General features: G+C 74.5%; 11 protein-coding genes, 1 pseudogene and 1 riboswitch. Of the genes and pseudogenes, 2 read left to right on the forward strand and 10 right to left on the reverse strand.

What is annotated here, in order from left to right:
- Positions 1 to 21 precede the first annotated feature (21 nt).
- Genes WME75_RS20395 through WME75_RS20415 form a run of 5 tightly spaced genes read right to left on the reverse strand, consistent with a single transcriptional unit; the run spans position 22 to position 6,177 of the window.
- Positions 22 to 1,011, reverse strand: a complete 990-nt coding sequence (locus WME75_RS20395; RefSeq protein ID WP_437493293.1) for an ABC transporter substrate-binding protein — start codon at positions 1,009 to 1,011, stop codon at positions 22 to 24.
- Positions 1,008 to 1,799: an ABC transporter ATP-binding protein gene (locus tag WME75_RS20400; protein ID WP_437493295.1), complete on the reverse strand. Its 792-nt coding sequence runs from the start codon at positions 1,797 to 1,799 to the stop codon at positions 1,008 to 1,010. The genes WME75_RS20395 and WME75_RS20400 overlap by 4 nt, the downstream gene beginning before the upstream one ends.
- Complete coding sequence (locus tag WME75_RS20405) at positions 1,792 to 2,853, reverse strand: FecCD family ABC transporter permease (protein WP_437493297.1); 1,062 nt, start codon at positions 2,851 to 2,853, stop codon at positions 1,792 to 1,794. Before WME75_RS20405 ends, WME75_RS20400 begins: the two co-directional genes overlap by 8 nt.
- 31 nt (positions 2,854 to 2,884) lie before the next feature.
- Positions 2,885 to 4,132 carry a hypothetical protein gene (locus tag WME75_RS20410; RefSeq protein WP_437493299.1) on the reverse strand — a complete coding sequence of 416 codons (1,248 nt, stop codon included), beginning with the start codon at positions 4,130 to 4,132 and terminating at the stop codon, positions 2,885 to 2,887.
- Positions 4,126 to 6,177: a TonB-dependent receptor domain-containing protein gene (locus WME75_RS20415; RefSeq protein WP_437493301.1), complete on the reverse strand. Its 2,052-nt coding sequence runs from the start codon at positions 6,175 to 6,177 to the stop codon at positions 4,126 to 4,128. The genes WME75_RS20410 and WME75_RS20415 overlap by 7 nt, the downstream gene beginning before the upstream one ends.
- A 171-nt stretch (positions 6,178 to 6,348) precedes the next feature.
- A riboswitch (cobalamin riboswitch) is annotated at positions 6,349 to 6,575 on the reverse strand.
- Positions 6,576 to 6,848: 273 nt separating this feature from the next.
- Between WME75_RS20415 and WME75_RS20420 the strand changes: the two are divergent.
- Together WME75_RS20420 and WME75_RS20425 are read left to right on the forward strand one after the other, a co-directional pair.
- Positions 6,849 to 7,226, forward strand: a pseudogene (locus WME75_RS20420) (AMP-binding enzyme); the annotation flags it as partial.
- A 96-nt stretch (positions 7,227 to 7,322) separates the two neighbouring features.
- Positions 7,323 to 7,469 (forward strand): hypothetical protein, encoded by a 147-nt coding sequence (locus WME75_RS20425; RefSeq protein ID WP_437493304.1) that lies wholly within the window; start codon positions 7,323 to 7,325, stop codon positions 7,467 to 7,469.
- Here the strand turns inward: WME75_RS20425 and WME75_RS20430 are convergent.
- The 5 genes from WME75_RS20430 to WME75_RS20450 form a co-directional block, all read right to left on the reverse strand.
- The gene (locus WME75_RS20430; protein WP_437493307.1) at positions 7,456 to 7,881 is read right to left on the reverse strand and encodes a TlpA family protein disulfide reductase; all 426 of its coding nucleotides are present in this window, start codon (positions 7,879 to 7,881) and stop codon (positions 7,456 to 7,458) included. The two genes, WME75_RS20425 and WME75_RS20430, sit on opposite strands and share 14 nt — an antisense overlap.
- Before the next feature lie 10 nt (positions 7,882 to 7,891).
- Positions 7,892 to 8,467, reverse strand: a complete 576-nt coding sequence (locus WME75_RS20435) for a peroxiredoxin (protein ID WP_437493310.1) — start codon at positions 8,465 to 8,467, stop codon at positions 7,892 to 7,894.
- 167 nt (positions 8,468 to 8,634) lie between these two features.
- Positions 8,635 to 9,786 (reverse strand): hypothetical protein, encoded by a 1,152-nt coding sequence (locus tag WME75_RS20440; RefSeq protein ID WP_437493313.1) that lies wholly within the window; start codon positions 9,784 to 9,786, stop codon positions 8,635 to 8,637.
- Positions 9,787 to 9,844: 58 nt separating this feature from the next.
- Positions 9,845 to 11,227, reverse strand: coding sequence for an OmpP1/FadL family transporter (locus tag WME75_RS20445; protein WP_437493316.1), 1,383 nt, complete (start codon positions 11,225 to 11,227; stop codon positions 9,845 to 9,847).
- Entirely contained in the window at positions 11,227 to 12,549 is a 1,323-nt protein-coding gene (locus tag WME75_RS20450; protein WP_437493319.1) for an OmpP1/FadL family transporter, read from the reverse strand. Before WME75_RS20450 ends, WME75_RS20445 begins: the two co-directional genes overlap by 1 nt.
- Between the last annotated feature and the right edge of the window lie 24 nt (positions 12,550 to 12,573).

Genomic DNA, 12,573 nt, shown 5'->3' on the forward strand with positions numbered 1-12,573 from the left:
GGTGGCAGGGTTGCACACGAGCTACTCGCCGCCCCCGAGCGCAGGGGGAGCGCCATAGACGGCCGCTCGAACGATCCGGGCGGCGTCGAGCATGGCCGGCCCCGGATCGCCGAGGAGCGCGTCGTCGAGCTCGACGACGCCGCCGGCCGCGCTGCAGGCGCGGAGCCGATCGAGACCCGCCTGTCCGCACAGGACCCTTCGCATTCCGGCGTTCGTCACAAGGACATCGGGGTCGAGCGTCAGGATCTGCTCCGGCGTGTACTCCGGCCAGTCGCGGTGCGCGCTCGCGGCCGCGTCGACCAGCCCCGCCGAGGCGAGCACGTCGTGGTAGCTCGTGCCCGCCGTGCCTCCGAAGAGGCGGCCGCCGTAGCCGCTCAGGTACATGCCGCGACGGCGCTGCGGAGGCTGGATATCGGCGGCCACCGCGGCCATGCCGTGCGCGAGGGCCGTCGCGAACCGCCGGCCGCGCTCGGGGTGGCCGACCAGCGCGGCGATCTCGTGCGCGTTGCGGACGAGGGCGGCGAGCCCGCGCATGGGGCCGAGGTCGTAGACGGTCAGGCCTGCCTCGCGCAGGCGCGCGATCGGGCGGGGGTCACCGTAACCGTTGAGGAGGATGAGATCCGGTCGCAACGCGAGGAGCGCCTCGATGTCGGCGATGTCCTCGACGCGGGCCTTGCCGGCGTACCGGTAGCCGCGCGGCGAGCGGCGCGCGCCGTACCCGGTGAACGCGACGATGCGATCGGGCTCGCAGAGCTCCACGAGCAGCGCGTCCGCCACCGAGCTCGCCGACGCGATCCTGCGGAAATCGAGGAGCGCCACGGCGGCTCCCGCATGATCTTCGAGCGCGGCCGGGTTCTCCTTCGCCGCGACGCCGCCGGGCGCGCGCGCGGCGGTGTGCTGCGGTCCGGACGGCGACCGCGGGTCGGAGGAGCGCGGCAGCGCGGCCGCGGCCGCCGACAGGGCGAGCGCGCCGGCGAGCGCGCCGTAGTTCATCCAGGCGACGGCGCTCATGACGGCGCTCCCCCGCCGAGGGCGTCCGGATCGATGGGCAGGCGGAAGCCGAGCGCGCCGCCCGGAACGAGCCGCACGTCGTAGATCGACTCCACGGCGCCCGGGCGGATGACGTCCCGCGTCTCTCCCTGCTGCCGTATCCGGCCACGGTCCATGAGCACGGCGGCGTCGGTCCAGTCGAGCGCCTCCGCGAGGGGGTGGAGCACCACGACGACGCAGTATCCGTCGGCCGCGAGACGCCGGAGCAGCGCGTAGAGGCGAAGGGCGTGCCCGACGTCGAGCGCCGAGGTGGGCTCGTCGAGCAGGAGGATGCGGGCCTCCGTCGCGATCGCCCGCGCGAGGAGCACGCGCTGCCGCTCGCCGTGCGACAGCGCGGGGAACGAGCGGGAGGCGAGCGGCGCGGTGTCGGTCAGGCGCAAGGCGCGCGCGACGGCGTCCTCGTCGGCCGAGGCGGCGCGCACGCGTCCGATGTGGTGCGCATAGCGGCCCTGCGCCACGACGCTCGCGACCGTGAGCGGCGAGCGGAGCTCGGACTGCTGCGGGACGTACGCGGCGAGGCGCGCTCGCTCGTCCGCGCGGAGCCCGCGCGCGCGGCGCCCGCTCAGCCGGATGTCCCCCTCGAAGGGCACGACGCCGGCGAGCGCCTTGAGGAGCGAGGACTTGCCCGCCCCGTTCGGGCCGAGCACGGCGAGCACGCCGCCGAAGGGGGCCGTGAAGGACACGTCGTCGACGACCACGCGCCCTCCGCGTCGGACGCGCAGCCCGGACACGCCGATGGCCTCAGGCACGCTCCGCCTCCCGCTGCGAGCGCGCGAGCAGCACAAGGAAGACCGGCGCGCCGATGAGCCCTGTGATGACGCCGAGCGGCACCTCCCCGCGCGCGGGCAGGAGGCGCGCGACGAGATCGCACGAGGCGACGAAGACCGCGCCGCCCAGCGCCGCGATGGGGATCAGCCGCCGGTGGTCGACGCCCAGGAACGGCCGCAGCGCGTGCGGCACGAGCAGCCCGACGAAGGCGACGTTGCCGCCGAGCGCGACAGCGCCGGCGGTGAGCACCGCGATCCAGAGGATGCAGAAGCGGCGCACCAGGGGAACGTCCACGCCGAGCGACGTCGCCTCCTCCTCACCGGAGAGGAGCAGATCGAGGGGCTTGCCCCAGAACCACGCGGCGACGACGCCGGTGAGCACGAGCGGCGCGGCCAGGGCGACGTGTCGCGGGCTCGCGCCCGACAGGCCGCCGAGCGCGAAGGCGACGACGGCGCGGCCGAGCTCCCACCGCTCCTGCGCGAGGCTCGTGGCGAGGCTCCCCAGGCTGAGGAACAGCGAGGAGAGGAGGAAGCCGACGAGGAGGATGCTCAGGAGATCCCCAGGCGCGCGCACCAGCACGAGCACGAGCCCCAGGCTGACGACAGCGCCGGCGAGGCAGCCGGCCGGGAGCACAAGATCGGGGGGTAACCCGCGGATCCAGCGCTCGGCGACCGCGAGCTCCATGACGAGGAGGGCGACCTTGCCGCCGAGCACCGCGCCCGCGGTCGTGCCGAGCACCGACGGATCGGCGAGCGGGTTCCGGAAGAGGCCCTGCACCACGACGCCCCCGACGGCGAGCGCGGCGCCGACGAGGAGCGCCGCCCCGAGGCGCGCGGCGCGCAGGGTCAGCAGGGTCGCCCGGAGGCTCGTATCGGAGAGGCTCGCCGTGCCGAGCGCAAGCGAGGCCGCGGCGACCATCGCGAGCGCGGCGAGCAAGACGGCGTACACGAGGAGCACGCGGCCTCCAGGACGCCGCGCCGCCGGCGCCTCGGGCGCGCTCGCGGCGTGCTCGATGTCGATTCCTTGCACGGTCATGTCACCCCCCCTCGCCCGCTGAAGCGGCGCATCAGAGCCCCCCGATGGATCGCGGCGGGAGCCCGATCGCGGTGTCGACGGTCATGTCCTCCAGCGGATCGAGCGCCCCGTTCGCCGTCACCTTCCAGCGCCGGAGCGTGTTCCTCTCCGCGTCGCTCAGCAGGCAGACGTCGCCGCATCCAGGCGAGCAATGCACGCCGCCGAAGGCGAAGGGCTGGGCCGCCTCGCCGAGCGGCGTGACATCGCCCGTGGCGACGTTCACCGAGAAGACCCTGTCGCCGGCGGACGCGTTGCCCCCGTAAGCCATCGCGAGGAGGACGTCCTCGGACGCGAAGGCGAGCGAGCGCTGGACCCCGGCGTCCAGCGCCCTGGCGACGCCGAGCCGCTTGAGCTCGCGGGGAGGGGCGGAGCGGGCGTCGTAGATCACGATGTCGCTCGTCGCCGGATCGAATTGCATCGTGTCCGCGTCGAAGCGGCTCGAGCAGGCGACGGCCAGCCGCTCGCCCGAGGGCGACACGGCGACGCGGCCGCAGCCGTAGAGCCCCTGGATGTCGACCGTCCACGCGACGGCGCGCTGCTCCGGCGAGACGCCCACGAAGCGCCCCTCCCCCACGTCCGAGAAGTCCGCCGCGAGCCGGCCGAGCGACACGACAACGTCGTCGCCGACGCGCGTCATCTCCGACGGGCGCGGCAGGAGCCCCGCTCTCTCCTCCGGCAGGGCGATGCGCCCCTCGATGGAGTACTTCGCCGTGTCGAGGACGAGGAGATCGCCGCCCTCGTCGAAGGGCTCGGCGCCCGGGGTCGGGTTGCTCCCGAAGCGCGAGACGAGCGCGCGATCCGCGTCCACCTCGATGTAGTCATGCGGGTTGGACTCGAACCCCTGCCCGACCGGGAGCTGCGCGATGACCTCGGCGGTCTCGAGATCCATCCAGGTGAGCACGTTCGTGCCGTACCGATCGATCAGGACGACGCGGCCGGACGGCGGCGCCGTCGCCGGGACGTCCACGTCGCCGGACAGCGCGAGGCTGAGCCCCGGCTTCGCCGCGCCGCTCGACACGAACGAGGGCGAGAGGGTGGTCCCGTCGAGCCTCGACACAACGATGTTCGTCGACTGGTAGTCGCTCGTCACGATGACGACGCCGCGCTCGCACGCGCGCGGCGCGCCCGGATCGCCTCCACGGCCGTCTGGAACGCCGCCCGTCGACGGCGGCGGCGGCTCCACGTTGCACCCGAGGAGCGGGATCGAGGCGGCGACCGCGAAGAGGCTGAGCTTCACCATGTGGACTCCAGTGTGAAAAACACGCTCCGTCCCGGGAGCGGATACCCGACGACGTCCGTGCGCCGCCCGTCGAGGAGGTTCGCCAGGCGAGCTCTCGCCGCGAGGTGACCTCCGAGCCACGTCGTCTCCGCCTCGAGGTCGACGGTCGCTTGCTCCGCGATCACGCCGAGGCCGGCGGGGTCGGCGTATCGGCTCGACTGGTACACGGCCCGGAGCTCGCCGGAGGCGCCCGAGAACACGGCGCCGCCCGCGGGCTTCCACGCGGCGTGGAGGCGCGGCGCGACGACGAGCCGGGAGCGGAACGGGAGGACGTCGTTGGCGATCGTCCGCTCCGGGGTCGTGTCCCGCGGCTCGAGGAGCGTCGCCGCGACCTCGGCGCGGAGGAACGCGGTGATCTCGACCCCCGTCAGGATCTCGGCGCCCAGGACGCGGGCGCGGCCGACGTTGTAGGGGGCCACGTAGCCCTGGCCCGTGCGCGCGTACGCGATGAGCCCGGAGGCGGCGCGTCCGAACACGAACGCGTCGACGTAGGCGCCGCGCAGCGCCGCGCCGCGCCGCGTCTGCGCCCGGACCCCGGCCTCGATCGTGACGCCGGACTCCGGCTCGAGCGCCGCGTTGCCGTGGACGACGCCCGAGACGCCGTACACCTCGCCGAGCGTCGGGACGCGGAGGTAGTGGCCGACGGTCGCGAGGACGCGGAGCCGGTCGCTCCCCGCCTCCACCCCGACACGCCCGGTCGGCGCGAGCACATCGCAAGGGCGCTCCGGTGCTGCGCCGGTGGCGTGGCACTCCCCGCTCGCGAGGGCGTGCAGCGCGAGCCCCTCGCCGAGGCGCACCTCCGCGCCGGCGGCGGCGCGCGCGAACGAGCGCCCAGCGCGGGCGAGCGGGATGTCGCCCGGCTCGCGCGAGATGCCCTCGCGCGCGACGGAGAGCATGGGTCGCACCCGGAGGCGATCGGAGAAGTAGAGCGTCGCCCCCAGCGTCTGCTCCAGGCGGCGGCCGGCGATGCGGAGCTCGCGCGCGTGGATCGCGAGCTCGAGGAGGGGATCGTGGATCTCGGAGCGCGCCTCGATGAACGAGGTGCGCGCCTCGAGCGTGTGCTCCGCCTCGCCTCCGAACGGGACCCGCGCCACGACGGACGCGAGCGCGCGCCGGGATTCCCCCCGCGCCCTCCGGGACGGCAGGAGCGCGAGCCGCGGCACGCCCTGCTCGCGGCCTGTGCCGTTCGCGATCACGTCGACGATCGCGCCGCGGCCGAGATCGACGCGCGCGAGCGCCCATGCGTCGATCATGCACACGTCGGCGTTCTGCCGGCGCTGGACGGTGTCGTCGCTCGCGTCGAAGAGCGTCCCGCGATCGTCGACGAACGCGTAGCGGTTCGTCGCGGCCTCCGCGCTCACCCCGACGATCGAGCTCACCGGGCCCGCGCTGACGCCGGCGAAGGCCCACCCGCGCCAGGCGCCGAACGAGCCTGTCATCGCGCCCGCGCCGGCCATCGTCCGGGAAGGCCGCCGAGGCTCGAAGAAGATCGCGCCGCCCGGCCCGAGGCGATCGGCCTCGATGGGGGCGTTGCCGCGGTAGATCTCGACACGCTCGATGAGCCAGAGGGGCACGAGCGAGAGATCCGCCGTCCCCGCGACGTCGTCGTTCAGGCGGACACCGGCGAGGTACACGGGCGTCTGCGCGGCGGTCGCGCCCCGGATCGCGGCGGTCGCCGGTCCGCCGAAGCCGCCCGACTCGGTCACCTGGACGCCCGGCTGCGTGCGGAGCACGTCCGCGGCTTCGAGCCCCGCGCCGCCGAGGCGATCACGGCGCAGCACGGATCCCGCGACGGACCTGTCCCGGGGCGGCGCGGGCGCGAGCGCGCGCTCCCCCTCGACGCGCACCTCCAGCGGCGCCGGCGCTGCGGCAGCGCGATCGCCGCCCGGATCGCCCCCTGACCTGCGCAGCTCCTCCGCGAGGGCGGCCGGCGCGACCGCCACGGCGCCGCCGGCCGCGAGCACGAGCCAGCACCCTGCGCCGTCGCTCCAGCGACGACGCGCCACACGATCCGATGGATGAACCATTCACGCCCGCCTGCCCGCGTCGACCCAGCACTGCTCGGGTGAGAGCCAGGCGAGGGGGCTGCGTGACGGGCTACGGCACCGCGCGTGAGCGGGGTGGTCCAGAGCCTGCGCGCCTTCCCCTCGAAGGCTCAGGTCAGCGCGCGCCGGAGCACCGGCACGCGCACCTCGGCAGGTCTTCGGACTCACGGGCGCCGCGGCCGTCGCCGGTCGCTTTCCTACTGATCACCGCTTCCCAGGCCGCTCATGCGCTTGGCCCAGTGCTTGATGGTGATGGTCGTTCCCGTTCACCGCTGCGGGGGCAGTCCCGGATTCACACCGGGTTCCCTTTTCAGCTCGCCAGGCATGGCCGGGCGAGCACCGATGGCGGGGCGACTCCTGCCAGACTCCTCATGAAATGTCAACACAGAAGCGCCCGCACAGAAGCGCCCGCCCAGCGCAGCCCGTCGGCAGGCCACGGAGAGGGCACCCCGGACCAGCACCACGAATCCTTGACAGTTGTCAATCAACGTGTCATGAGTCACTTGAAACTGATTTTCGTTATCATATAATCGGTTGAGCAGCGGCCCGCGACTTCACGTCCAGAGCCCGATGAATCGAGCCCACGCGGCTCTCGAAGCCCATCGGAGCGGGATGTGACGACGTACCTATTCGTGCGGCGGACGCCGGCGGGCTACCTGGTCGTCGAGGGCCGCGCCAAGGATCAGATCAACCGCGGCGGCGAGAAGATCGCGGCCGAGGAGGTCGAGAACCACGTCCTCGCCCACCCGGCGGTGCGCGACGCGGCGCTCGTCGCCATGCCGGACGAGCGCCTCGGCGAGCGATCGTGCGCGTTCCTCGTGCCCCGCGGGCAGCCGCCGGCCGCGCGCGAGATCAACGCCTTCCTGCGCGAGCGCGGCGTCGCTCAGTACAAGGTGCCCGATCGCATCGAGTGGCTCGACGCGCTCCCCACGACGAGCGTCGGCAAGGTGGACAAGAAGGCGCTCCGCCAGTGGATCGAAGGCCGGCTCGCGCAGGGCGCCCAACGCTGAAGCGCGGCGCGGGCAGGGGCAGCGCGGCGACCACGCCTCTCGCGCCTCGCCCGAGCCGCCGAGATGAAACGCGGATCACGTGAGAGAGGAACAACCATGGCCATCCCCAGCATCCAGACCTATTCCATGCCACGCGTCGACGAGCTCCCGGAGAGCCGGGTGGCCCTCGACCTGGCGAGCCGCGCCGGGCCGGCGCTTGTCGCGCGTCCGGCCGGGCCGCTCAGCCGCCCTACCCGGCCGTGAGCTGCGCGAGCGTGCGCTCCAAGTGCGACAGCCCTGCGGCGCCCGCGGATCGCGCCCTCAGCTTCCCCTCGCCGTCGAACAGGAAGTACGCGGGCCAGAGGCCGCCCGTCTGGAAGCGGTCGCCGATCGCGTGCGCGTTGTCGATGGCGACCGGCTCGTCCATGCCGGTCTCCTCCACGACGGCCTCCACCTGATCGACGCGCGTGTCGGACTCCTGGCGCGGCATGTGGACCGAGACGAAGCGGACGCCGCGGGGCCCGTACTTCTCCTTCCACGCGCGCAGGGTGGGCAGGTTGTCCTTGCAGAGCGAGCACGACACCGCCCAGAAATGCACGACGGCCGGCGCGCCCTTCAGCGACGCGGGCGTGGGCTCGCCGTGCAACCAGCGCGTCGCGCCCTCGAACGAGGGCATCGGCGCGCCGCTAGGCAGCACGGCGCCGCTCCGCCGCGATCTCGATCGTGTCCTTGCCCGGCTTCCAGTCGGACGGGCACAGGCCGCCGGTCTGGAGCGCCGCGAGCACACGGAGCGTCTCGTCGGTCGAGCGGCCGATGTTGAGCGAGTGGATCACGGCGTACTGGAGCAGGCCCTTGGGATCGATGATGAAGAGCCCGCGCAGCGCCGCGTGGACGCCCTCGATGAGGACGCCGTACTTGCGCGCCACCTCGCCCGAGTGGTCGGCGGCGATCGGGTAGTTCACGCCCGCGATGCCGTTCTGCTCCCGGGGCATCATCGCCCAGGCCCGGTGGGTGTAGATCGTGTCGGTCGAGCAGCCGAGGAGGCTCGCGCCGAGCTGATCGAAATCGGCTCGCCGGTCGGCCAGCGCGAGGATCTCGGTCGGACAGACGAAGGTGAAGTCCATCGGATAGAAGAAGAACAGGAGCCACCGGCCGCTGTGATCCGACAGGGAGATCGAGAGATCGCTGCGGTTCGGGGCGGCGGGATCGAACGCGGGGAGCGTGAACTCGGGGGCGGGCTCACCCACTCTGGCGATGGACATGATTCCTCCGTGGGCCTCGTCGAGCACGGGCTCGATCGGCCGGTGCGCTGGCGATTGCGTCGTGCGTGCGTCGAACGATGGTGTCGACGCGGAGGTCGTTGTGCCGGGGCCCACGGCGTCAACTGCGGCGCGACGGGCGGCGCGGCGGGCCGGCGGCCCGAGCGCGCTCACGGCCCGGGCGGCGGGAGCGACGCGTCGGCCGGCGCGACGCCGGCGGCGACCGCGGGGTAGCGCTGGCCGTCGCCCGCCCCGGCCGCCTGCGTGACGAACAGCAGCGAGAACCCGGGGTAGGCGGCCACGCAGGGCGCGCGCGGCGCGAGCGCGGACGACGCGCCGAACACCGGCGCCGCCGCGCGCTGGAGCGGTCCGTCGGGACCGAAGCGGGCCGCGAGGCCGATCGCGGATCGCCCCGCGCTGTCGCGGCCCGCGTAGTAGACGCGCAGGCTCGGGCGGCCCGAGGCCGAGACGGCGAGCACCGGGGCGGGGTCAAAGACGGCGGCGCTGTCGAAGGGCTCGTCCTCGCTCACCGGCGCGCCGGCCCGCGCTCGCGCCGGCCGGGGCGCCGGCGCGAGCGCGGGGCCGTCGCCGACGCGCTCCCAGGCGAGGCCGTCGTCGCTGCGCGCCTCGCCCACGAACGAGGCGTCGCCGTCGCCCGCGACGACGTAGAACATCCGGAGCGAGCCGTCGGGCAGGCGGACCACGCCGGGGCTGCCGGGGACGGCGCCGCGCTCCCAGCCGCCGTCGCCGGACGCGAGCGGCGCGAGCACGGGCGATGGCGCACGCGCGAAGGCGACCCCGTCGGCGCTGCGCGCGAGGCCGATGCCGCCTTCCGCCGCGTAGTAGAGCCAGATCTCGCCGCCCACGAGGAGCGCCGAAGGGGCCGCCGCCACGCCGCCTTCCCAGGGCAGCTCCGGCGTGAGGACCGTCACGGCCGCTCGCCCGAACGAGCGGCCGTCCGCGGCGTCGTGGCGGACGATCGCGTTCGGCGGGGCCAGCGGGTCCGGCGGGGCGTCCTCGGGGCGGAGCGTGGCGGCGAAGAAGCCGGCGGCCGCGAGCGTGGAGGGGTCGCCGTCGAGATCGACAACGGACGCGTCGCGCGCGAAGCGCTCGTCGTCGTTCATCACGTGCGGGGCTGCCCTGGAGTTGCCCAGCTCTTCCTGATCGATCGCCCGGAACGGCCCGGCGAGGGCGCTCGGCAAGCTGCCCTCGTCGCTGTCCGACGGCAGCGTCGCGCAGGACGCGGCGAGCGACACGCACGACAGCAAGAGCGCGGGGACCGCGGTCGAACGGCGGACGAGCGGGTGAGGAGGCCCATGCATGGCGGCGGATGCTAGCGCGCGTCGCGATCACCGGTAGACGCAGGCGGCAAGCTCCACCTCAGAACGCGGCCGTCACCGTCGCCCCGAGGTTCACCATCGTCCCGCCCGCGCGGTAATCGCCCACGAAATCCGCCGGGTTATCCTTCTCCACGATCACCTCCGGCAGCACCGACAGCTGCCCGTGGAGGTCGATCCGGAGCGACCCCGGCAGCTCCTCCAGCGGGCGATTCAGGACGGCGCCCGCGCCCAGCGACATCGTGTGCCGATCCGCATCGACGTAGTTCGTCACGCCCCGCTGCGGCGGGACCGGCGAGCGCTCGTAGACGTACCCCGCGCGGAGCGGGATCTCGACCGCGCGGCGCGCTCCCCCCTGCGCGCCCTGCCCGGCCACCTTGCGCAAGCCCCCCGCCGCGACGAGCACGTACTCGACGCCCAGCCGCGGCACGAGCCGATCCGCGAACCGGAGCGGCACCACGGACGTGGGCCTCGGCTCGTCGGGCAGATCGAGCGGCAGGTCCGGGGGCGGCGCCGCCTCGAGGTGCGCCCGCGTCCTCGCCACCGGGCTCTCGTAGGCCGACCAGTTCACCCACGTGACGTCGAGGTTCACGCGCAGGCCCTCGATCCGCTGGAAGCTCGCCCCCACGACGACCTGCTGCGGCAGGAACGCGTCGACGGTGCGCGACTCGAGCTCGTAGAGGAGCGGCACCTCGATGCCCGCGAAGTCGACGATCCCTCGCAGCCGCGCGTCGATCGACAGCGGGAGCTTCGCCTCCCCGCGGTAGACGACCCCGACGAAGCCGAGATCTCCGGCGCGCACCCGGGCGCCGAGCTGCGGGTAGCGGATCGACGTGAGGTCGGCGTCCACCTCGTGGCGGAGCGCGGAGTCGTGGGGAGAGAGCGCGTCGGCGCGGCCCGTCACCGAGAAGCGGCCCCGCGTCGAGGCCAGGAACGCGACGCCGCCGCCGAGCTCCAGGAACGGGAGCGGGCGCACCGCGATGTTCGCGGCGAGGAACAGGATCGAGAGCCGGTCGTCGTAGAGCTCCCAGCGCGGCGTCTCCTGGCGGATCGCCTTGATCCGCGACAGCCCGTCGTCCGGCAGGAACGTCGCCAGGCCGAACGCGAACGGGACGCCGAGCACCTCGCCCGGCACGACGAGGCCGCCCGAGAGCCCGTGGACGTCGCGCACCCCGCTGCCGCGATCGTTGAACCGCAGGCGGTTCGACGCGTGACCGTAGCCGATCGAGAGGCCGAGCCCCGTCGCGCCGACGAGGCCCGCCGGGTTGTAGTAGCTCGCCGAGAAATCGGTCGCGTCGGCCGCGAGCGCGCCGCCCATCGAGGCGCCGCGCGAGCCGAAGCCGTACGTGTCGGGCGCGTGCGCGCGCGCTCGCCCGGCGGCGAGGAGCGCCAGCAGCGAGGCGGCGGCGCAGGAGAGCCGGCGCATCAGAACGCCACCCCGAGCGTCGTCCCGCCCGCGACGAGGACGCCCCGCGTGCGCACCGCGCGGTCGCCGCCGTCCCCGCCGCCCGCGGCCTGCTCGCCGCGCTTCTGGTGCGCGCGCGGCAGGAGCACCTGGACCTCGGCGAACAGGTCCAGCGTCAGCCGCGGCAGCGGCGCGGCGAGCGCGAGCCCGTAGCCGAGCGAGAGGGCGACGCGCGCGTTGTCGTAGAGGTTCGACGCGCCCGTCTGCTCGGGCGCGGGCGACGGCTCCACGTAGGCGCCGCCGCGCGCGTGCGCCGTGGCCCCCGGCCGCAGCGCGAGGCTGCGCTCCACGCCGACGCGCGGCACGACCGTGTCCGAGTACCCCGGGTCCGCGGGCGCCGGCGCCGTGCAGGAGCCGGTGAACGGCTCGCCCGTACCGGGATCGACCTCCGGGCAGCGCACCGTCGCCTCGACAGGGCCGGGGTAGTCCGACCAGCGCTTGTACGTCGCGCCGATCGCCACCTTCCAGGGGCCCTTCACGCGCGCCACCTCGAGCGCGACTTGCGCCGGATCGTACTGCGCGATCCCCGCGATGTGGAGCGGCGGCACGGCGATCCCCCCGAGATCGTCGGCGTGGATGACGACGTGGAAGCGCCCGACGAGCTCGCCGCGGAACGTGGCCCCGACGCGGTACGCGCCGATGTCGTAGCTCGCGCCGAGGATCGGCCCGTAGCTCGCGACGAGCGTGTCCTCGACGAGCGTGCCCACGCGGCCGGACGCGTCGGTCGCCACCGTCACCGAGCCGGAGAGCGCCGCCAGCGCGGCGAAGCCGGCGCCCACCTGGACGCCGCGCCCGAGCGCCGCGCCGAGCGCCGCCTGCACCGCGACCGACTGGGTGCGGTCCGCGATCGGGAACTGCGGCGTCTCCGGGTAGAGGATCCGCCCGCGGACGACCACGTCGAACGGCGCGAAGAAGCCGAGGCCGATCGTCACGCGGTCCGCGAGCGCGCCGCCGAACGGGATCGGCACCGTGGCGCCGATCAAGCTGCCGCGCAGCGGCGCGTACGAGAGCCGCCGGCCGCCCGCGCGGAGGTCGAAGATCGCGCCCGCGAGCCCCAGCGTGAGCCGGCGCTCGCGCGACAGCGACAGGAGCGCCGGGTTCGCGTAGACGGCCTCGTAGCCCTCCGCGACCGCGGCGCCGGTCGCGCCCATGGCGCTCGCGCGCGCGCCGAAGCCGAGCACGTCCTCCGGCGACGCCTGCGCCGCGCCGGCCGGCGCCAGGGCGAGCCCCGCCGCGAGCAGAGGCGCGATACCGCGCCACATCCAGCGGATCGGGCGAAGCATGCGCGGGCGACCGTAGACTGGGCC

The organism is Sorangium sp. So ce1014 (assembly GCF_051521505.1).
Classification (GTDB): Bacteria; Myxococcota_A; Polyangia; order Polyangiales; family Polyangiaceae; genus Sorangium.